Source organism: Streptomyces sp. iso_384 (genome assembly GCF_056172905.1).
The window spans coordinates 3,779,676-3,799,791 of sequence record NZ_JBWBTT010000001.1; the positions used below are offsets into that span (position 1 = coordinate 3,779,676).

Here is a 20,116-nt window from a genome sequence, read left to right on the forward strand (position 1 = left end):
CCGCCAGCCCCGCCAGCCCCGCCAGCCCCGCCAGCCCCGCCAGCCCCGCCAGCCCCGCCAGCCCCGCCAGTCCCGTCGGCCTAGAGGACGTGAGCCGGTTCTGTCAGTCCGTAAGGTTCCGGATACTCCTCCCGGGCGTGGGTCGCTAGCTTCCGAACGCCGGTGTCGCTGTGAAGGCAGCCGGGTTCTCAGCCAGCCCGCCCTCAGGAGGTCACCTTGACCGCGCAGCCCCCCACCCGCAGAAGCATCCTCAAGTCCGCCGGCGGGCTCACCGCCGCGGCGGCCCTGGGAGCCGGCGGCGTTCTCGCGTCGGCGTCTCCGGCAGCGGCGGTCGGCGACGGATTCGGCCTGCGCATCACGGAGCGCGGCGAGCAGGATCACCGGATGTGGTCCTACCGGTTCCAGACCTCCGCCATCGGCGGCTGGACCCCGGCCGTCAACGTACTGCTGCCCGACGGCTACCACACCAGCGGGCGCCGCTACCCCGTCCTCTACCTGTTCCACGGCGGCCTGGAGGACTTCATCACCTTCGACGCGCATCACGACATCCGGGGTCTGACCGCCTGGAAGGACCTCATCGTCGTGATGCCCGACGGCGGGCGCGCCGGCTGGTACTCCAACCCGGTGAACACCAACGTCGGGGCCCGGGACTGGGAGCACTTCCACATCGCGCAGCTCCTCCCGTGGATCGACGCCAACTTCCGTACGTACGCCGAGTACGACGGCCGGGCCGTCTCCGGCTTCTCGATGGGCGGCTTCGGCGCCCTGAAGTACGCGGCCAAGTACTACGGTCACTTCGCCTCGGTCAGCGCCCACTCCGGCCCGGCCAACCTGCGCGGGGGCAACGGCGATCTGGTGACCCACTGGGCCAACGCGTCCTCCGCCGCCGTGGAACTGGGCGGCGGCACCATCTACGGAGTGCCCTTCTGGGACCAGGCCCGGGTCAGCGCGGACAACCCGTGCGAGCGCGTCGAGAGCTACCGGAACAAGCGGGTCTTCCTGGTCGCCGGCACGAGCCCCCAGGACATCCAGGGATACGCCAACGAGACCGTGGTGCTCGCGACCCAGCGGGAGTTCAGGTGGCACCTCGACCGCGCGCGCATCCCCTACGAGCCGCATGAGGTGGACGGCGGTCACTGGGTCCGCCGGGATCTGCTGGAGCGCGACATCAACGGTGTCATCGCCCGCCTGCGCAAGGCATGACGGGGGGCCTCGCGTGATGTCCGTCGTCTTCCGAGGCATCTCCGGGCGGGTGCTCGGGCTGCTTGTCGCGCTGACCGTGATCCTTCTGCCGGGGCTCGCCGCCGGCTCACCTGCCGGGGCGCAGACCGTTTCCTCCCCGGTCCCGGCCCGGGCCGCCGGCGTCGCCGCCGCGAGCGACCTGTGCGCCGAGGTCGGTTACAACGCCGGCTTCCGGGGCGAGAGCCTGGTGACCGCCGTCGCCGTCGCCCTGGCGGAGTCCAGCTGCAATCCGCAGGCGTACAACCGCACCAACAACACGCCCCCGTCCACCGACCGCGGACTGTGGCAGATCAACGACTACTGGCATGCCGAAGTCAGCGACGCCTGTGCCTATGACGCGCAGTGCAATGCGAACGAGGCCTTCCGCATCTCCTCCAGGGGTACGAACTGGAGCCCCTGGTCCACCTACAACCAGGGTCACCACCAGCGGCACATGGGCACGGCGCGGGCCGCCGTGGACCGTCTCGACCACCCCGGACCCGGTCCCGCGCCGCTGGTCCATCCGGCGGAGTCGGGCCGAGTGGTGTCGGCGCGGTCCTCGGACGGGCGTCTTGAGGTGTTCGCCGCGGGGGCCGACGGGGTGCACCATGCCTGGCAGGAGAACATCAACGGCACCTGGTCGGAGTGGGAGTTCATCGCCGGGCCCGCAGGAGCGGAGCTGGCGATCGGGCCGAACGCCGACGGTCGGCTGGAGGTGTTCGCGATCAACGACCGGATCCTCCAGCACCGCTACCAGGACCGGCCCTCCGGCGGCTGGTCCGGCTGGGAGAACTTCGGCGAAGGCGGCCATGACCTCGCCGTGGGCTCCAACAACGACGGCCGCCTGGAGGTCTTCGCCTCCGGCCCCGAGGACGTGTTCCACCGGTTCCAGACGGCCCCCAACGGCGGCTGGTCGGGCTGGGAAGGGACCGGCGGCGGCCCGGGGAGGAGCCGTATCGAGCTGGCGAAGGCGCCGGACGGCCGGCTGGAGGTGTTCGCCCTGAACGGTGAGGTCTTCCAGCATCTGTACCAGACGTCCGTGAACGGCGGCTGGTCACCCTGGGAGGACTTCGGTACCGGTGGGCATGACCTGACCGTCGACCACAACCAGGACGGCCGGATCGAAGTGTTCGCCTCCGGGCCCGTCGGTGTCTTCCACCGGTACCAGACCGGTCCCACGAGCTGGTCCGGCTGGAAGGAGACCGGTGGCCTCGCCAACTCCCAGCTGACCAGTCAGCGCACCGTGGACGGGCGGGTCGAGGTGTTCGCGATCAACGCAAGCGATGCCCAGCACATGTGGCAGACCGGGGTGAACGCCTCGTACAGCCCGTGGGAGACCTTCGGTACCGGTGGCACGGAGATCACCGCCGCGGCCAACGCCGACGGCCGGATCGAGGTCTTCGGGACCAATCCCACCGGGGTCTACCACCGCTGGCAGACCGGCTTCTCCACCTGGTCCCAGTGGGGCTGGCTCAAGGAGACCGCCGGACCCGCGGTCAACTGACGACGAACCTCTGGAGCGTTCTCGTGCATCCGTTCAGCAGGCGCCACCTGCTGCGCGCGGCCGGAGCGGGAGCCCTCGTGCTCCCGCTCACGGGCCGTGCCCCAGCCGCGGCCTCCGTCCCGGGGCCGGCGGCCCAGTGGGTCGGCGCCGGATCCTTCACCCATGTCTACGACCCCTCCACACCGGGCCGGCGCCGCTACCTCAACGACCACACCCTGATCCGGGCGAACGGCCGGTGGCACCTGTTCAGCATCGTCGGCGACAGCGCGGCGCCCGGCGAGGCCCCGGACAGCGCCGCGGAGATCTCCTTCGCCCACGCCTCCGCGCCCGCCCTCCACGGACCCTGGACCACCCACGCCGACGCACTGACCGTCGACCCGGGCCACCACGGCGAGGAGCACCTGTGGGCCCCGCACGTCATCGAGGCCGACGGCAGGTACTGGATGTTCTACGCCGCGGGCGGCAGCGCCGGCGCCGCCATCAATCTCGCCACCTCCACCGACCTGTTCAGCTGGACCCGCCTGCCCTCCGGCCCCCTCTTCCGCGGGCACGTCGCGCGTGACCCCATGGTCGTGCGGATCGGCGACGAGTGGGTCATGTACTACACCGAGCTCTCCGCCACCGACGACCGCCACCTGGTCTGCTACCGCCGCTCCGCGGATCTGCTGCACTGGAGCGAGCCCGGCATCGCGTACACCGACGCGAGCACCGGCGCCACCGGCGTCTCGGTCACCGAGTCGCCCTTCGTGGTCGAACGGGACGGCTGGTACTACCTGTTCATCGGGCCGAGGGGAGGGTACGAGGGCACCGACGTCCTGGCCTCCCGGGATCCCTTCCGCTTCGCGCTCGACGGATACGCCGGCCATGTGCCCGGTCACGCCGTGGAACCGGTCGCCGACGGGGACCAGTGGTACACGAGCGCCGCGGGCTGGTTCCGCGACGGCCTGTACCTGGCCCCGCTGCACTGGCGTGCCACGCCCCCTTCGTGGCGGAGCCCGGACAACCCGGTCGCCGCCGTGGACGTACAGGGCCGTCTGACCGTGTTCGCCCTCGACGCAGGAGACCGTTCGATGCTGCGGCGCGTCCAGCTCGACCCGGAGGCCGGCACCTGGTCGGAGTGGGAGCGGTTCGGCGGGCCGGCCGGCGCGGTCCCCACCCTCGGGCACAACTCCTCCGGCGGACTGGAGGTGTTCTCCCTCGCTCCCGGCGGCGCCAACCTGCACCACCGGGTGCAGCGACCGGACGGCGGCTGGTACGCGTGGGAGGAGTTCGGCGGGCCGGCCGGGGCCGCCCCCGCCGTGGCCCGCGCAGCCGACGGACGGCTCGAGGTCTTCGCGCCGAACCCCGACGGCAGCGTCGTCTCCCGGCGGCGGCAGCGGTCGCCCGGGTCGCTGACCTGGGACCCGTGGGAAGCCGGATTCGGCGGGCCGACGGGCGCGCCACCGGTCGTCGCGGTCAACGCGGACGGCCGGCTGGAGGTGTTCGCCCTCGTACGCGGAGGCGCGGAGATGCGGCACCGGTGGCAGCTGGCGCCGGGCGGCGACTGGTCCCCGTGGCAACGGTTCGGCACCGCGGCCGGAGCGGCTCCACGGGTGATGCGCGACGGCAGCGGCCGGCTCACCGTCGCCGCGATCGGGCCGTCCGGTCTGGGGTCCTTCCAGCGCCGCCAGTCGGCGCCGAGCGGAGGATGGGACGACTGGCTGCCTCTGTTCGGCTGGTCGGCCGCGGCCCCGCTGCTCGTGACCGGCGCCGACGGCCGGATGGAGGCGTTCGTCCTGTCCCCGGGCGGTGACCGGATCGATCACCGCCGGCAGACCGCGCCCGGCGAGGGCTGGAGCCCCGGCGGCGCGTTCGGCGAACCGGACACCGTGCTCGCCGCGACCCCCTCCGCGGCCGTAGACGCGACCGGACGGATCCATGTCTTCGCGGTCACCACCGACGGCCGGGTGCGGACGCGGGTGCAGGCCCGCCCGGGCGGTGGCTGGCAGCCCTGGACCTCCTTCGGCGACCGCGCCGTGGACCCCTGGGCCTGACGCAAGCCGTACCGGGTCCGCCCTCTTCGCGCTGATGAACCAGGAACACGGCGGGCCTTATCCTCGGCGGATGAATTCCGCGCCACCGACCAAGGTCATCACGCGCCACCACGACGGGCGGATCCACGCCTACGTCGTGGACTCCGGCGCCCACGGGACGCTGGAGCCCGCCGCGGTGTTCCGGCCACGGGCCGGTGACGAGGTCGTGGAGTCGGCGGTCCGGCACGATCTGGAGAGGGTCGTGTACACGACGCTGAACGGTGTCGTCTGCCTCACGCGCGCCGGCGACCCGGTGTGGGCCTCGGACTTCGAGCCCCGTTCGGACGTGAGGCGCGGCCACCGGCCCGGCTGTGCCCTGTCCGCGGACGGCCGGACGGTATGGGTATACCGGCCCGACGCGATGGCGGGACGCGCGGGCGCGGACCAGTGGGTGGTGCACGACGCCGACAGCGGAGCGGTTCTCGCCCGCCGGGAGCTGGGGACGGTCGGGCACGGCGCCGGCCACCACGTGCACCCCGTGGACGGCAGCGTCTACCTCGACATCGGCGAGGGGCAGGACGGTTCCGTGGTTCTCCGGGGCAGGGCCGGGGCGGCCGGGGGAGACGGGGAGGCCGAGTTCGTGACGTACCCGTGGCGGGACCGCTGCCTGATCGATCTGGCGCCGTCCGGGCGGCAGTTCATGACCGTCGACCACGGACAGGCGGATGTGGCCTTTCACCACCACCCCGACGGGGAGGTGCTCTTCACGCTCCCGGTCGAGTCCTTCGGATACGACCCGGAGGAGACCTTCCTGGAATGGAGCGGCGGCTACCTGACCGAGGACACGGCCGTCGTCACCCTGGGCGGTGAGAGCGAGGACGAGGAGGAGTGGTTCCGCCACCACCTGGTCGACGTGCGCACGGGCACGCCCGGCGGCGCGGTCACCGTCGAAGCGGCCGGACCGTACGAGATGGTGCCCCTGGGCGACGGTTCCTGGCTCACCGACGGCCCCGGCGGCCACCCCGTCCGCCGGGGCCGCGCCCGGTCCTGACCTGCCGGCCAGGGACCAGGGGGTGTCTGACAATTCCGCGCGGGCGGGTGGCGGCGCAGCGGAACGGAGGTAGCCCTGCGGCTGGTTCGGGACGGCGCCCCGTCGGGCCGGTCGCCGAAGTGGTGCCCGTAGCATCCGCAGAGGCAGATCACGGCGGTGACCGAGGTGTCGGCGGACTCGAATCCGGGCTGGGACCGCGGGTCGTTCCGGGTGAACGCGCACAGGCCCGCCAGGTTGGATCCGGCGGAACGGCCCGCCACGAACAGCTTCGACGGATCGGCGTCTCGGGCGGCGGCGTGCTCGCGGGCCCAGGCGATGACCTGAGGATCGCCGTCGACGCCACGTACCCCATCGGCATACTCATGACCGTTGCCCGTCACATCCGAGAAGGCTTCCGGCACTCCCCGCCCCGGTGCGCCTCGGTCTTCCCGTGCGCCCGCCGCGCGGCAACGACGAAGCCGGTATCGATCCATGACCCCGAGACCCGGCACGGCCGGTCGTGGTCAGTGCTGACCGCCGTCGAATCGCGCGAACATGTCGACCAGCGGCTGCGGGGCGCGGGGGTCGAAGATGACTTCGAGGCCCTCGGCGGACTCCCGGGCCGTGTCCTCGGCGCGCGGGAACATGATCTCCTCGTAGGCGGTCAGCGCCGTCTCGGTGTCGCCGGGGTGCGCGGCCAGGCAGCGCCCGAGGTCCGCGCCGTCGATCAGGGCCAGGTTGGCGCCCTCTCCGGCGAACGGCGACATCAGATGGGCCGCGTCGCCGAGGAGCGTGACGCCCGGGGTCCGGGGCCAGCGGTGACCTGCGGGCAGGGCGTGGATGTGGCGGGGTACGAGCGGGCCGTCCGCCGCGTCGATGAGATCGCGCAGGGCGGGCGCCCAGCCGTCGAAGTGCTTCGCGAGGGTCGCCTTCGCCGCGTCGGTGTCGGTGAAGTCGACGGTGCCCAGCCAGCTTTCGTCCGCGCGCAGCGCCACATAGATGTGCAGGCTGCCGTCCGTCTCGCGGTGGCCGAGGAAGCCCTTCTCCTCGCCGAGCGCGAAGAACATACCGCCGCCGATCAGCCCGGCCGCCCCCGGATGGCGTACGCCCGCGTCGTTCAGGTCGAGTTCGACGAACGAGACACCGGTGTACGCGGGGGTCGCCGGGGACACCAGAGGGCGGACGCGCGACCACGCGCCGTCGGCGCCGACGAGCAGATCCGTGGTGAACACCGAGCCGTCGGCCAGCTCGACCTCGTGCCCACCCCCGTCCAGCGGGCGGCAGGACACCGCTTTGGCGTTCCAGCGCACGGCGCCGTCCGGGAGCGAGGAGAGCAGCAGGGCCCGCAGGTCCCCGCGGTCGATCTCCGGGCGGCCGCCGCTGCCGCCGTCCGGCTCCTCGCGCCGGACGACGCCGTGCCGGTCGAGGACGCGCATCGCCTGGCCGCCGGGGTGGACCCGGCCGGTGAACTCCTCGTACAGGCGGGCTTCGCGCAGGGCCGCCTGGCCGGTCTCCTCGTGGATGTCGAGCATGCCGCCCTGGGTCCGCGCCGCCGGGGACGCCTCCAGGTCGAAGACGGTCGCGTGGATGCCGTGCACGTGCAGGACGCGGGCGAGCGTGAGACCGCCGAGTCCGCCGCCGATGACGGCGATCGGGTGGTGGGGGGTGGTGGCCATGGTGTGGGTCCTTTCGCGGGGGGCGGCCGCCGTCCGGCGGGGAGCCGGGTCAGGCGGGGTCGCGCGGGGTGGTGAGGGCGCCGTTGACGACCGCGTGGAACAGCCAGCGCAGGCGTTGCGCCGGGGTTCCGGACATCAGGTCGTCGCCGAGGGCGGCGATCCGGGGATGGGTGTCGGCCGGTGCTGCGCGCAGGGCCTCGGCCAGGGCGTTCCACTCCTCGCCCGCCGCGGCGCTCTCGTCCCGGGCGGAGTGCTCGGCGGCGGTCGCGGTGGCCACCTGGAGCAGCAGGTCGACCCCCCACGCCGCCTGCCCGTCGGGGACGCCGCCTTCGTGGAGGAGGGACAGGATCCCTTCGACCAGGGCGAGGTAGTGAGCGCCGGACGGGCGCACCACCAGCGCGGAGTGCGCGAGGCTCGGGTGCTCGAACAGGACGCCCGTGTACGAGACGAGCACCGAGGCGAGCCGGTCGCGCCAGTCGCCCGGACCCGTCACGGGGCCCAGATCGACCGCGCCGAGGAACTCCTCCAGGATCGCCGCGTGCAGGTCGGCGGTGCCGGAGAAGTAGACGTACAGCGAGGCCGGTCCGGTGTCGAGCTCCTTCGCCAGCCGCCGCACGGTGACACGCTGCAGCCCCTCGGACCGCATGATCCGTACGGCCGTCGTGACGATCGCCCCGTGGCTGAGGGCGGGCTTCGCCGGACGCTCCCGGCGGCTCCGGGGGGCGGGAGAGGAGGAAGGGGTCATGCCACAACCGTAACGAACATGTTCGTTACGAACAAGTTCGTTCGCGACCGTCGGGTGGTGCGGGGCGGTGCGGGTGCTGCGCTTGGCGAGTTTCAGGGGCGGGCGACCCCGGTGAGCAGGACGGCCAGCGTCTCTTCGAGCGGCGCGGTGAAGTCGAGCCGCAGGGCCGCCAGTGAAGGATCCGCCTCGTAGGCCGCCAGCAGCGCGGCCGAGGGCTGGGCGTGCGTCCAGATCGCGCCGGTCACCAGAAGCACCCCGGCGGCGAACCGCCCCGCGCGGTGCTCGTCCAGCTCCGGCATGCGCTCGCGCACGAGCCGGGCCGGGTCGGTGACGTTCGCCAGGGCGGCGCGCTTGTGGGCCGCTGCCACCTCCGGGGACACATTGCGCTCCAGGACCGCCGCCTGGGCGCTGATCAGATCGCAGAGCACCGGGCGGGCGGCGAGCGACGCGGCCAGGGTCGCGGCCACCCGGTCCGTGCGCTCGGCGGCCGGGGCCCCGGCGTCCACCGTCGCCGCGAACTCCGCGTCCAGACCGGCCGGCCAGTCGCGCTGGGCGCTGCCCAGCAGCTCCAGCAGTACGGCCTCGCGGGACTCGAAACAGCGGAGCACGTCTCACGGAGCTGCCCGAGGCCCAGGTGAGCCTGAACGAGTTCGGCAGCAACTGCCTCGGCCCGTTCGCGCTCACCGTCCGGCTGCTCCCGCTGCTCCCGCTGCTCCCGCTGCTGCTCGCCGCCCCCGCGCCCCGGGTCGTCACGATGAGCAGCGGCACCGCCGACTACGGCCGGATCCGGTTCGACGACCTCCAGTGGGAGCGCCGCCGCTACAGCGCCAATCTGTCCTACGCGCAGTCCAGGCTCGCCGACCTGATGATGACCCGGCAGCTGCCGGACGTGGCGGCCGAGCGCGGCTGGGAGCTGCTGAGCACCGGCGCCCACCCCGGGTACACCCGCACCGATCTCCAGACGGCGGGCGCGAGTCTGGGCCGGGACAGGCCCAAGCGCTCGATGCTCAACTCGATGAACATCCTGCCGTCCCGGCTTCCCGAGCAGGGCGCCGAACCCCTGCTGTACGCGGCCACTGCCGCCGACGTCGCCCCGGCAGCCACTACGGCCCCGGCGGACGTTTCGGACTCGTCGGTCCCACCGCCCCCGCCCGCATCACCCGCCGGGCCCTCGACCCGGCCGCCGACGCCCGGCTCCGGGCCGAGTCCGAACGGCTCACCGGAGTGTCGCTGCCCGCCCATGCCGCCTGACCCGATGCGCGGGAAGCGGCAGGACCCGGCAGGACCCGGCCGGACCGTGCGTCAGGACAGGTCCTCGCGGCCGAACCACGAAGGAACCTCCGGCACATCGGCGTCCCACGCCTTCGGCGGCTCGGGCGGCGGCGGAGGCGGAGGCGTCCGGCGCACCGGGGCCGATGCGGACGGTTCCGGCCCCTCCTCCGGGGCGGGCTCCCGCGCGGCGGACGGCTCAGGAGCCGCACTGTCCAGGAGCTGCTCGGCCACCGTGAACCGGCAGTGGAAGCTCTGCCAGGACCCGTCCAGGACCAGCAGAAAGCCGTCCTGCTCCCGGTAGATCCGCCGGCGCCGGGGACTGAAAGGATGGGTCGGCGCGAAGGTCTCGGCGCGCACCCGCAGAGCCTCCAACGCCTCCTCGCGCGTGCCGTCCACATGGCCCAGCACACCGGCCGACCACACCCGGCGCTGACCCCCGAACCCGAGATTCTGCTCCACGATCAGCCCCCACCTGGGCATCGTCCCCCCGATCGTCGTCCGTCCCACCTTGCGGAAGCGCCCCTGCCGGAAGCGACCTCCCCGGCGTACCATTGTTCCCGATCTTGTACGCGTACCGGCACCGCCCCCGTGCACCGCTGAGCCGGAGGTAACCGCGGATGAACGACACCACTCCCGGACGCCCCGACCCGGGGCTCTTCGGGCCCCGGTCGGTCACCTGGCAGATGCACGGCGACCCGATGATGTGGATCGCGGGCATCCGCGCCCTCTACCTCCAGGCGCTCCACCCGCGCGCCGTGCGCGGGGTCACCCAGAACAGCGACTTCCGCCGGGACGCCTGGGGGCGGCTCCTGCGTACCGCCTCCTTCGTCGGCACCATCACCTACGGCACCACCGACGCCGCCGAACAGGCCGGCGCCCGCGTCCGCCGGATCCACCGCGGGCTCAAGGCCACCGACCCGGACACCGGGGAGACGTACGGCGTCGACGAACCGGAGCTGCTGCTCTGGGTGCACTGCGCCGAGGCCGACTCCTATCTCCAGGTCCAGCGCCGCTCCGGCTTCCCCCTCACCGACGCGCAGGCCGACCGGTACATCGACGAACACCGCACCGGCGCCCGCCTCGTCGGCCTCGACCCGGACCGGGTGCCCGCCACCGCCGCCGCGCTCGCCGCCTACTTCGACCGCGTACGCCCCGAACTCGCCGCCGGTGCCGAGGCTGCCGACGTCGACGACTTCCTCCGCAGCCCGCCCGTGCGCCCCTGGCTCGTCCCGGCGCGCGCCCTGTTCTGGCGGCGCGTCGCGGCCCTCGCCTACCAGTCCCTGCCCCCGTACGCCCACGAGCTGTACGGCAGACCGGCCCCGCCGCCGGCCACCGTCGACCGGCGGCTGCGTGCTGCCGGCGCCGTCCTGCGCGCGATCCCGGACCGGGTGCGCTGGCAGCTGCCGCCCGGTCATATCCTCGGGGCGATGGCACGGCTGGGACCCGGCAGCCGCCCCGCCGCGTACAAACTCCGCGGACCGGCCGCCATACTGGACGGGCCGGGGAGGGCATAGCGCCAGCAGCGGGAACAGCGGGGAACAAACGGGGGCGGGAAGCGGCAGATGGCGGACACCAGGCTGATCCAGAGCCGGTACCGACTGCTCGAACTGATCGGGCGTGGCGGCATGGGCGAGGTGTGGCGCGCCCGCGACGAGTCGCTGGCCCGTCAGGTCGCCGTGAAATGCCTCAAGCCCATGGGCCCCCAGCACGACCGGGCGTTCACCCGGATCCTGCGCGAACGCTTCCGGCGCGAGGCCCGGGTGGCCGCGTCCCTCCAGCACCGGGGCGTCACCGTCGTACACGACTTCGGCGAGCACGAGGGCGTGCTGTACCTCGTCATGGAGCTGCTCGACGGGCAGAACCTGAGCCAGCTCCTGGCGGACAACCAACAGCACCCGCTGCCCGTCGACCATGTCGTCGACATCGCGGAACAGGTCGCCGACGCCCTCGGGTACACCCACCGCCAGGGCATCGTCCACCGCGACCTCAAGCCCGCCAACATCATGCGGCTGACCGACGGCACGGTGAAGATCTGCGACTTCGGCATAGCGCGCCTGGGCCACGACATCGGCATGACCTCCCGGCTCACCACCACCGGCCTCGCCATGGGCACCCCGCACTACATGTCGCCCGAGCAGATCAGCGGCAGGGAGGTCGACCACCGCAGCGACCTCTACTCACTGGGCTGTGTGCTGTACGAAATCGCCACCGGCGTACCGCCGTTCGACCAGGAGGACGCCTGGGCCGTGCTCGTCGGACACCGCGACACCCCGCCGGAACCGCTGCGCACCCACCGGGCCGAGCTGCCCGGCTTCCTCGACCGTGTCGTCCTCGACCTGCTCGCCAAGGCCCCCGACGAGCGGCCCGTGGACGCGGGCGACCTGCGCCGCCGCATCGTCCTCGGCCGGACCGGGGAACAACCCGCGCTCGGACCGGGCCCCCTCGCGCACTCCGGGCCCGCCCGGCCGCCGGCCCTGCCCGCCTGGACCCGGACCATGACCGCGGGCCACCGCGCGTTCGGCGCGAGCGACCCCGTCGCCCAACGGCCCGACCCGGCGGCCGGGCTGACGGGCCAGTGGACCACGGCGGCCTCCACGGCCCCGCACGCCCACACCTTCGTCTCGCTGTCGGCCCCGCCGCCCGCCCCGGACCTCCTCGCCGCACTGGAGGGCCGGCACAGCGCGGGCATCGACCTCGGCCGGCTGGGCCGCTGGGAGGAGGCGGGCGAGGTGCACCGCGAGGTCGCCGCCCAGCGTGACCGCGTCCTCGGCCCGGACCACCCCGACACCCTCGCCAGCCGTTACGAGATCGGCCTCACCCTCAGCCGTACGGGCCGGGCCGAGGAAGGGCTGCGCGAGTTCACCCGGGTCGCCGAGGGCCGCGAACGGGCCCTGGGCGCCGAGCATCCGCAGACGCTCGCCGCCCGCCAGGCGACCGCCCATGCCCTGGGCCGCCTCGGCCGGCACGCCGAGGCCCACCAGGTGTACGAGGCGGTCCTCGCCGTCCGCGAACGCGTCATGGGCCCGGACCACCCCGACACCCTGCGCTGCCGCCACAACCTGGCGTTCAACCTCTGCCGGCTGGGGCGGCCCGAGGAGTCCTGGCGGGTGGCCCGCCAGGTCGCCGAGGCCCGCGCCCGGCTGCTCGGCCCGACGCACCCCGACACCCTCGCGACCCGCTACGAAGTGGCGTACACCCTCGGCAGACTGGGTCGCTGGGCGGAGGCGCTGGAGACCTACCAGGACGTCGCCCGGGCCCGGGCGAGCACCCTCGGGGCCGACCACCCCGACACCTTCGCCGCCCGCTACGAGGCCGGCATCAGCCTCGGCCGGCTCGGCCGCGACGCGGAGGCCCTGGAGCTGTACCGGTCCCTGGTCGCCGACCGTACCCGGACCGCCGGGGAGGCCGACGCGGAGACGCTGCGCGCCCGCCACGGCCTCGGGGTCAACCTCGGGCGGCTCGGCCGCTGGGAGGAGGCCCTGGCGGAGGCGCGTGACGTCTGCGCGCTGCGGGAACGCACCCTGGGACCCGACCACCCGGACACGGTGATCAGCTGCCGGGAGGTCGCCGCCGGGCTCGGCTGGCTCGGCCGGTGGAGCGAGGCGCTGGTGGCGTACCGCCAGGTCGCCGAGGCGCGCGCCCGGGTGCTGGGACCCGACCACCCCCAGACGCTGGCGGCCCGTGACGACGAGGCGCACTGCCTGGCGCGGCTCGGAAGGCCGCCGGAGGCCGCCGGAGGCGTCCCGTCGATCGCGACCGGGGCCGACCGGCCGGACACCGTCTAGGTGTGTTGTCCCGGGACAGCCTCCCGCCGCGTCCGCCGGCGGCAGCCTCCCGCCGCCTCTGGCCGGGACGGACGGCGGCGTGTTACGAAGGTGCATGCCCCCACCCCAGACACCCGCACCCCGCACATCCGCAGGTCAGCCCGCCACCCGGGAGTCCTCAGGGCCCGGCGCGCCCGCCCGGGACCGCTACGACGCGGTGATCGTCGGCGGCGGCCACAACGGCCTGGTCGCCGCCGCCTACCTCGCCCGCGCCGGACAGTCGGTCCTCGTCCTGGAACGTCTCGGCACCACCGGGGGAGCGGCGATCTCGACCCGCCCCTTCGCCGGGGTCGACGCCCGGCTCTCGCGCTACTCGTACCTGGTGTCCCTGCTGCCCGACAAGATCGTCCGCGATCTCGGCCTGGCCTTCGCCGTCCGCAAGCGGACCGTCTCCTCCTACACCCCCGCCGTCCGCGACGGACGCCCCACCGGGCTGCTCGTGGCGGGCGAGGGCACCCGGGAGTCGTTCGCGGCGCTCACCGGCGGCGAGCGGGAGTACGCGGCGTGGCAGCGGTTCTACGCGATGACCCAGCGGGTCGCCGAGCGGGTCTTCCCGACACTCACCGAACCGCTGCCCCGCCGGGACGCGCTGCGCGAGCGGATCGACGACGCCGACGCCTGGCGTGTGCTCTTCGAGGAGCCGCTCGGCGTCGCCGTGGAGAAGAACTTCACCGACGACCTGGTGCGCGGGGTCGTCCTCACCGACGCCCTGATCGGCACCTTCGCCGACGCCCATGACACCTCGCTGCTCCAGAACCGGTGCTTCCTCTACCACGTGATCGGCGGCGGCACCGGCGACTGGGACGTCCCCGTCGGCGGCATGGGCGCACTCACCGGCGCGCTGGCCGGAGCCGCCCGCGCGGCGGGCGCCGAGATCCGCGTACAGCACGAGGCGACCCGGATCGAGACCGACGGCAGCGCCGCCGAGGTCACCGTCCGCACCCCCGACGGCGAACACCTCGTCGCCGCCCGCCGGGTGCTCGTCAACGCCTCCCCGCAGGCGCTCGCCGCCCTCCTCGGCGACACCCCGCCGCCGCCCGCCGAGGGCGCCCAGCTCAAGGTGAACATGCTGCTCGCCCGGCTGCCGAAGCTCCGCGACCGGTCCGTCGATCCCCGGCAGGCGTTCGCCGGGACCTTCCACATCGCCGAGGGGTACGGGCAGCTCGCCGACGCCTACCGGGACGCTGCGGCCGGCCGGTTGCCCACCGCCCCGCCGTCCGAGATCTACTGCCACTCGCTGACCGACCCGTCGATCCTCGGCCCCGAGCTCGTCGCGCGCGGCTACCAGACCCTCACTCTCTTCGGTCTGCACGCCCCGGCCCGGCTGTTCGCCGCCGACAACGACGCCGCCCGCGCGGCCCTGCTGAAGGCGACCCTGGCCGAACTGGACGCGCATCTGGAGGAGCCGGTCACCGACTGCCTGGCCCTCGACGCGAACGGCGAACCCTGCATCGAGGCCAAGACCCCGCTCGACCTGGAGCGCGATCTGCGGCTGCCCGGCGGCCACATCTTCCACCGCGACCTCTCCTTCCCGTACGCGGAGGAGGGCACCGGGCGCTGGGGCGTGGAGACCGCGCACGCCAACGTCCTGCTCTGCGGGGCGGGCGCGGTGCGCGGCGGAGGTGTCAGCGGCGTCCCCGGCCACAACGCGGCGATGGCCGCGCTGGGCCGGTGACACCGTGGCTCAGGCCCCGAACACGCCCCGCAGCGCACCCAGCTTGCGCGGCAGGTCGTACTCCGCCCCGCCCTCGTGCCCGTTGTACGGGAACACCTCGATCTCGGCCTCTCCCGCGTAACGGTGGTAGGCGGCGAACACCGTGGAGGACGGGCAGACCCGGTCCATCAGCCCCACCGAGAACCACGCGGGAGCGCTCGCTCGGGCGGCGAAGTTGACCCCGTCGAAGTAGGACAGGGTCTCCATCGCCTCCTCGATCCGGAAGCGGTGCCCCGACAGCCAGCGGGCTATCTCCGCGTACGGTCCGGCGTCCGTGATCTGCGAGGCCCGCCGGTAGTGGCAGAGGAACGGCACATCGGCGACGGCCGCCGACACATCGTCACGCAGCCCGGCGACGGCGAGCGCGAGCCCGCCGCCCTGGCTGCCGCCGAGGACGGCGACGCGTCCGGCGTCCACCGCCTCATGGGCCCTCGCCGCGTCGACGGCCCGGACCGCGTCGGTGATGAGCCGCCGGTAGTAGTGCCGGTGGGGGTCCTCGATACCCCGGGTGAGAAAGCCGGGCGAGGACGAACCGTGGCCCTCGGGCCCGATGTCCGGGGTGTCGGCGGTGTTCTTGCCGCCGCCGCCCTGCCCCCGGTTGTCCATCACCAGGTGCGCGTAGCCGAACGCGCTCCAGGTCAGCCACGCGTACGGGACGCCCCGGCCGCCGTTGTACCCGATGTACTGCACCACGGCGGGCAGCGGCCCCGAACGCTGTTTCGGCAGCAGCAGCCACGCCTTCACCGGCTGCCCCTCCCAGCCCCTGAACGTCACATCGAGTACGTCGACGGTGGCCAGGCCCGTCGCGTGCGGCACGAACCGGGCGTCGACGTCGTGCCGGGCCGTCTCCGCGAGGGTCTTCGCCCAGAAGGCGTCGAAGTCGGCCGGTTCCTGCGGCTCGGGGCGGTACTCCCGCAGCCGCTCCAGATCCATGTCGAACAGCAAGGCTCTAGCTCCTCTTCAGGGTGAGGTCGAGGGTCGCGCCGTTCAGCCCCGAGGTGTCGGCGGTGATCCGGATGCCGCCCGGCGTGCGCGCCGCGCTCACCCGGGGGCCGCCCGAGGCGAGCGTCAGCCCGCGCCCGGCCAGTTCGACCACCACGGTGGACCGCAGCTGGGTGGGATCGGACAGGGCGATGCCCACGGTCCGCCCCTTCGGGCGCACCAGGACGGACGCCGGACCGTCGCAGCGCAGCTCGCGCGCCGAGCCGGCCCGCCAGAAGTTGGCCGCCAGCAGCCCGTCCGTGCCGCGCCGCACCGCGTGCACGGCGGTCGAGTCGGCGACCAGCTCCACCGGCGGCGCGGCCGACAGCAGCCGGGTGCGCCCGGCGGAGGCGGCGGGGAGCTGGAGGTAGTAGTAGCCGGCGTCGCTCGGGGCCGGGCCGTGGTCGTGCCAGAGCGTCAGGTACGGGCGGGTGACCGGGGTGTCGGTGCCGTACTTGAGGTTGATCTCCCGCCAGGTCGCGGTGCGCTCCTCGCGCAAGGCGCGTACGGAGGCGGGCCTCGGGAAGACGTACCCGCCGGTTCCGGCCAGGTGCAGCCACCGGACGTCCCTCAGCCCGGCGGACCAGCCGGGAGCGTCCGGGGCCGCCTTGCCGTTCACCAGGAGCGCGGCCCGCGGGTCGCGCAGCTTGCGGTTCTCCACCACGGTCTCCGCGGTTCCCGTCTCCGCGGTTCCCGCCTCCGCGGTGATGCCGGAGCCGACACAGGCGATGACGTCGTCCAGGCAGAACCAGCTCTTGAGCCCGTGCAGCGTGCTGCCGAAGGCCCGCAGCTCCATCCCGTACGCGCCCAGCGTCGTGCCCGGGAGCGCGGTGCCGCCGGCCCAGTCGGCGGTGCTGGTGGTGCGCTGCCCCGCCGCGTCGGCCGGACGTCCGGCGAGGACGGTGGTGCCGGGCAGCCTCTTCGGATCGACGGTGGGCCAGTAGTCCTCGCTGTAGTGCCCGAGATCGTCGGTGTACAGCAGCACCATCCCGTCCGAGAGATGCCAGCCGTGCAGATTCTCGTTCTGGATCGACTCGTAGTTGTAGATCCGGGTCGAGTACGCGGAGATGCCGAGGCCGAACGCGGGGCGGTGGTGGGCCGCCTTGTCCATCCGGGGGTGCTGCTTGTGGGCGACCAGCGGGCCGCGCGCCGGGACGGCGGAGGCGATCGCCCGCTGTGCGGCGACCAGCGAGGCGAGGTCCGTCGCGGCGAGGAAGTCGCGGTAGCCGTCCTCGGCGATCCACTGCTTCACCAGCGCCGTGAACCGGTCCGCCGGCGCACCGGGGAAGCACGGGATCAGCCGCAGCACCGCCTCGATCACCGTCCGCGCCGAGGCGTGCCCCTGCTTGCTCGGCCGGGCGATCTCCAGCCCGCACACCGACGCCATCACATCGCCCCGGAACATCAGCGGGTCGAAGCCGTCGTCCACCCAGCCGCGCACGTTGCCGAGATCGGGATCGGTCACCTCCCACGCCGTACCGGCCAGCAGATTCAGCAGCCGGGACAGATTGCCCAGCAGCTCCTTGCCGTAACCGCCGTTGTACGGATGCTTGTAGTGCTGGAGGAACGAGCTGTCGGACGAGAAGCCCTCGCCCGTGCCCGCCGCCGCGCCGCCCGTGTCGTTGAAGGCGAGGACGCTGTTGGCGCCCGAACCCTCGACGTCCGAAAGAGCGTCACGCACCCGGGCCAGCGCTGCCGGAGATGGCGGCGGAGACCTTCCAGCAGCTGCGCGCCCGGATCGAGTCGGCGCCCTCGGCCGGCCGCTCCCTGCTGATCCGGCCGCGGCTGGTGGTCCGGGAGTCGACCGCGCCGGTGCCCGGGGCCGAGCCCGCGTCGGCGGACACGGAGACTCCGGACGCTCCGGGTGCGCTCGCCCCGGACGAGGTCGCTCCGACGGTGTGAGGAGCGCCGGCGGCTGACGCGCCGACCGCTCCGGGCGGTCACCCGGAGCGGCTGACCCGCCTCGTTGTCCGTTGTTAGTCGTTGCTGTCCGTTGCTGTCCGTTCAGGACGGACGACAGGTCAGTCGGCCGACGGCGTCCAGCCCGTCGCCTCGATCCGGCCGGCGTCCCGGGGCCGTTCCGCGTCGAAGACCGTTCGGACGCCGTCCCGGACCCGCAGGCCGTCCACGTACGCGCCGCGTCCCACGTACAGCTGGTCGGTGGTGTAACGCCACCGCAGGGTGACGTCCGGGCCGCGCCAGGCCGTCAGGTCCGCCTCCAGCCGGTGCCAGACGCGCCCCGACCAGCCGCTCACCGATCCGGCCGGATGCGGCTGCTGGTCCGGCCGGCGGCCCGGTCCCGGACGTACGGTGGTGAACGGCACCGGCTGCCAGCCCTGCCCCGCCGACGCTTCCAGGACGAGCTCGTCGGAGCCCGGTTCCGTGTCCCACCACAGTGCGCACTCCAGCCGGGTCCGCGCCGAGTCCAGGCGCAGCGCGGGCAGCGTGAGGGTGGCGGTGGACGCGCTCGCCATCCCTGAGAACCAGGCCGTGCGCCCGCGCCCGGGCCGGACCGGGACGGCCCGCGCCAGCTGGTTGGCGGCCGCCACCCGGGGCGCGCTGCCCGAGCGCCAACTCCTGACGGGATGAACCGAGTTGCCCAGCACGATGAGGAAGGTGTCGGTCGACGGGTCGAGCACCAGACTGGTCCCGGTGAACCCGGTGTGCCCCGCGCTGCGCGGGGTCGCCATCGCGCCCATGTACCAGTGCTGATAGAGCTCGAAGCCCAGGCCGTGCTCGTCGCCCGGGAACGCGGTGTTGAAGTCGGTGAACAGCAGGTCGACCGAGTCCTCGGACAGGATGCGGGAGCGGCCGTACACCCCGCCGTTGAGGAGCGTCCGGGCGAGGACCGCGAGATCCCAGGCGCAGGAGAACACCCCGGCGTGGCCCGCCACCCCGCCGAAGCTGTGGGCGTTCTCGTCGTGCACCTCGCCCCAGACGAGACCGCGATCGAGACCGGACCAGGGGAGCCGGGCGTCCTCGGTGGCCGCGATCTTCGGCTTCCAGGAGGCGGGCGGGTTGTAGCGGGTGCGGTGCATCCCGAGCGGGCCGGTGATCTCTTCGCGGAGCAGGGCGTCCAGCGGGCGGCCGGTGAGGTGCTCCAGGATCAGTTGCAGCGAGATGAGGTTGAGGTCGGAGTAGAGGTAGGCGCTGCCCGGGGTGCTCGCGGGAACCTCTTCCCACAGCATCCGGAGCTTGCCCTCACGCGTCGGCTCCTGGTACAGCGGGATCCAGGCACGGAAACCCGAGGTGTGCGTCAGCAGGTGACGGACCGTGATGTCCTGCTTGCCGCCGCCCGCGAAGTCCGGGAGGTACGAGGCAACCGTCGCCTCCAGCTCCAGCCGGCCGCGCTCGATCTGCTGGACCGCCAGGAGCGAGGTGAACAGCTTGGAGATCGAGGCCAGGTCGAAGACGGTGTCCTCGGCCATCGCGATCTGCTGGTCCGCCGGGAACTCCACCCCGGTGTCGGTCTTCTCGTCGTAAGCGGAATAGCGCACCGCCTTGCCGATCGGCCGGTGCAGCGCCACCGTGCCGCCCCGCCCGGCGAGCAGCACCGCTCCCGCGTACCAGGGGTGCTCGGGGGAGTCGGCGAGGTAGGTCTCGGCGTCCCGCACCAGCTGGTCCAGCGGCCCCTGGAGCAGCCCGGCGCGCGTGGCGCTCCCGCGTCGCAGCGTGGGCCGGTGCGCCCCTGACTCCATGCCCGCTCCCGTGTCCGCCGCTTTGTCCGCAGCGCCCGCGCCCGGCCCGCTCCGGGCGGCCGCGGCCGCGAGCGGAATCGGCGTCAGCGCGAGCGCACCGCCCAGCGCCAGTATCCCGCCGCATAGCCGCCGCCGGGCGATGCCGCTCCCGGCCGCACGGAATCCGGAGGGAGAGCCGCCTCCGCTCCCGGCCGGGCCCCCGCCCCCCGGCGCGCCCCGGCCGTCCGCCGTCCGTCCGTTCCCCTGCGTGTCCCCGGTCATCCGCAACTCCTTCCCGCGCCCGACGTCCGGTCGCCGGGTCGCACCCGGGGGCCGGAGCCCGCGCGAAAGTAACTTCCGAAATCTCGCCAAGCAGTGAAAGTTCCTGCCGCCGCAGAGGTTACTGTCACCCCCGCGCTCCCGGGTGCCTCCCGGCCCGCAAAGAATCTGACACTGCATC

Annotated in this window: 15 protein-coding genes and 1 pseudogene; 8 read left to right on the plus strand and 8 right to left on the minus strand. The window is 73.6% G+C overall.

Annotated features, from left to right (window positions below):
• The first annotated feature begins 216 nt into the window (after window positions 1-216).
• The 4 genes from AC0VY3_RS16805 to AC0VY3_RS16820 all read left to right on the plus strand — a co-directional run bounded on the left by AC0VY3_RS16805 (window position 217) and on the right by AC0VY3_RS16820 (window position 5,788).
• A complete protein-coding gene (locus AC0VY3_RS16805) occupies window positions 217-1,203 on the plus strand; it encodes an alpha/beta hydrolase (RefSeq protein ID WP_475549913.1) in 987 nt (328 codons plus the stop codon).
• Window positions 1,204-1,219: 16 nt separating this feature from the next.
• Window positions 1,220-2,725 carry a DUF8189 domain-containing protein gene (locus AC0VY3_RS16810; protein WP_475549914.1) on the plus strand — a complete coding sequence of 502 codons (1,506 nt, stop codon included), beginning with the start codon at window positions 1,220-1,222 and terminating at the stop codon, window positions 2,723-2,725.
• A gap of 23 nt (window positions 2,726-2,748) precedes the next feature.
• Window positions 2,749-4,758, plus strand: coding sequence for a DUF8189 domain-containing protein (locus AC0VY3_RS16815; RefSeq protein WP_475549915.1), 2,010 nt, complete (start codon window positions 2,749-2,751; stop codon window positions 4,756-4,758).
• A gap of 70 nt (window positions 4,759-4,828) precedes the next feature.
• Entirely contained in the window at window positions 4,829-5,788 is a 960-nt protein-coding gene (locus AC0VY3_RS16820; protein WP_475549916.1) for a hypothetical protein, read from the plus strand.
• 260 nt (window positions 5,789-6,048) lie between these two features.
• On the opposite strand, the pseudogene AC0VY3_RS16825 reads toward AC0VY3_RS16820, so the two are convergent.
• The 5 genes and pseudogenes from AC0VY3_RS16825 to AC0VY3_RS16845 all read right to left on the minus strand — a co-directional run.
• Window positions 6,049-6,261, minus strand: a pseudogene (locus AC0VY3_RS16825) (hypothetical protein); the annotation flags it as partial.
• A 30-nt stretch (window positions 6,262-6,291) separates the two neighbouring features.
• On the minus strand, window positions 6,292-7,443 hold the full coding sequence (locus tag AC0VY3_RS16830; RefSeq protein WP_475549917.1) for an FAD-dependent oxidoreductase: 1,152 nt from the start codon (window positions 7,441-7,443) through the stop codon (window positions 6,292-6,294).
• A 49-nt stretch (window positions 7,444-7,492) separates the two neighbouring features.
• On the minus strand, window positions 7,493-8,188 hold the full coding sequence (locus AC0VY3_RS16835) for a TetR/AcrR family transcriptional regulator (protein ID WP_103512327.1): 696 nt from the start codon (window positions 8,186-8,188) through the stop codon (window positions 7,493-7,495).
• Window positions 8,189-8,280: 92 nt separating this feature from the next.
• A complete protein-coding gene (locus AC0VY3_RS16840; protein ID WP_181011090.1) occupies window positions 8,281-8,796 on the minus strand; it encodes a TetR/AcrR family transcriptional regulator in 516 nt (171 codons plus the stop codon).
• Between the two features lie 694 nt (window positions 8,797-9,490).
• A complete protein-coding gene (locus AC0VY3_RS16845; protein WP_475549918.1) occupies window positions 9,491-9,940 on the minus strand; it encodes a hypothetical protein in 450 nt (149 codons plus the stop codon).
• A gap of 137 nt (window positions 9,941-10,077) precedes the next feature.
• On the opposite strand from AC0VY3_RS16845, the gene AC0VY3_RS16850 reads away from it, so the two are divergent.
• The 3 genes from AC0VY3_RS16850 (at window position 10,078) to AC0VY3_RS16860 (ending at window position 14,959) form a co-directional block, all read left to right on the plus strand.
• Window positions 10,078-10,974: an oxygenase MpaB family protein gene (locus tag AC0VY3_RS16850; RefSeq protein WP_475549919.1), complete on the plus strand. Its 897-nt coding sequence runs from the start codon at window positions 10,078-10,080 to the stop codon at window positions 10,972-10,974.
• 48 nt (window positions 10,975-11,022) lie between these two features.
• Window positions 11,023-13,245: a serine/threonine-protein kinase gene (locus AC0VY3_RS16855; RefSeq protein ID WP_475549920.1), complete on the plus strand. Its 2,223-nt coding sequence runs from the start codon at window positions 11,023-11,025 to the stop codon at window positions 13,243-13,245.
• A 94-nt stretch (window positions 13,246-13,339) separates the two neighbouring features.
• Window positions 13,340-14,959: a phytoene desaturase family protein gene (locus AC0VY3_RS16860; protein WP_475549921.1), complete on the plus strand. Its 1,620-nt coding sequence runs from the start codon at window positions 13,340-13,342 to the stop codon at window positions 14,957-14,959.
• A gap of 9 nt (window positions 14,960-14,968) precedes the next feature.
• Here the strand turns inward: AC0VY3_RS16860 and AC0VY3_RS16865 are convergent, their stop codons facing one another.
• Both AC0VY3_RS16865 and AC0VY3_RS16870 read right to left on the minus strand, forming a co-directional pair.
• Window positions 14,969-15,943 carry an acetylxylan esterase gene (locus AC0VY3_RS16865; RefSeq protein WP_475549922.1) on the minus strand — a complete coding sequence of 325 codons (975 nt, stop codon included), beginning with the start codon at window positions 15,941-15,943 and terminating at the stop codon, window positions 14,969-14,971.
• A 4-nt stretch (window positions 15,944-15,947) separates the two neighbouring features.
• Window positions 15,948-17,660 carry a polysaccharide lyase family 8 super-sandwich domain-containing protein gene (locus AC0VY3_RS16870; protein WP_475549923.1) on the minus strand — a complete coding sequence of 571 codons (1,713 nt, stop codon included), beginning with the start codon at window positions 17,658-17,660 and terminating at the stop codon, window positions 15,948-15,950.
• 20 nt (window positions 17,661-17,680) lie between these two features.
• Between AC0VY3_RS16870 and AC0VY3_RS16875 the strand changes: the two genes are divergently transcribed.
• Window positions 17,681-17,881 (plus strand): hypothetical protein, encoded by a 201-nt coding sequence (locus tag AC0VY3_RS16875; protein ID WP_258047397.1) that lies wholly within the window; start codon window positions 17,681-17,683, stop codon window positions 17,879-17,881.
• Between the two features lie 119 nt (window positions 17,882-18,000).
• Here the strand turns inward: AC0VY3_RS16875 and AC0VY3_RS16880 are convergent, their stop codons facing one another.
• Window positions 18,001-19,938, minus strand: a complete 1,938-nt coding sequence (locus tag AC0VY3_RS16880; RefSeq protein ID WP_475549924.1) for a serine hydrolase domain-containing protein — start codon at window positions 19,936-19,938, stop codon at window positions 18,001-18,003.
• Window positions 19,939-20,116 lie beyond the last annotated feature (178 nt).

Bases quoted from the DNA above. Each gene is read 5' to 3' on its own strand.
- AC0VY3_RS16810 (WP_475549914.1), top strand. From the start codon at position 1,220: ATGTCCGTCGTCTTCCGAGGCATCTCCGGGCGGGTGCTCGGGCTGCTT.
- AC0VY3_RS16875 (WP_258047397.1), top strand. From the start codon at position 17,681: ATGGCGGCGGAGACCTTCCAGCAGCTGCGCGCCCGGATCGAGTCGGCG.
- AC0VY3_RS16850 (WP_475549919.1), top strand. From the start codon at position 10,078: ATGAACGACACCACTCCCGGACGCCCCGACCCGGGGCTCTTCGGGCCC.
- AC0VY3_RS16845 (WP_475549918.1), bottom strand. From the start codon at position 9,940: ATGCCCAGGTGGGGGCTGATCGTGGAGCAGAATCTCGGGTTCGGGGGT.
- AC0VY3_RS16860 (WP_475549921.1), top strand. From the start codon at position 13,340: ATGCCCCCACCCCAGACACCCGCACCCCGCACATCCGCAGGTCAGCCC.
- AC0VY3_RS16880 (WP_475549924.1), bottom strand. From the start codon at position 19,938: ATGACCGGGGACACGCAGGGGAACGGACGGACGGCGGACGGCCGGGGC.
- AC0VY3_RS16820 (WP_475549916.1), top strand. From the start codon at position 4,829: ATGAATTCCGCGCCACCGACCAAGGTCATCACGCGCCACCACGACGGG.
- AC0VY3_RS16830 (WP_475549917.1), bottom strand. From the start codon at position 7,443: ATGGCCACCACCCCCCACCACCCGATCGCCGTCATCGGCGGCGGACTC.
- AC0VY3_RS16855 (WP_475549920.1), top strand. From the start codon at position 11,023: ATGGCGGACACCAGGCTGATCCAGAGCCGGTACCGACTGCTCGAACTG.
- AC0VY3_RS16835 (WP_103512327.1), bottom strand. From the start codon at position 8,188: ATGACCCCTTCCTCCTCTCCCGCCCCCCGGAGCCGCCGGGAGCGTCCG.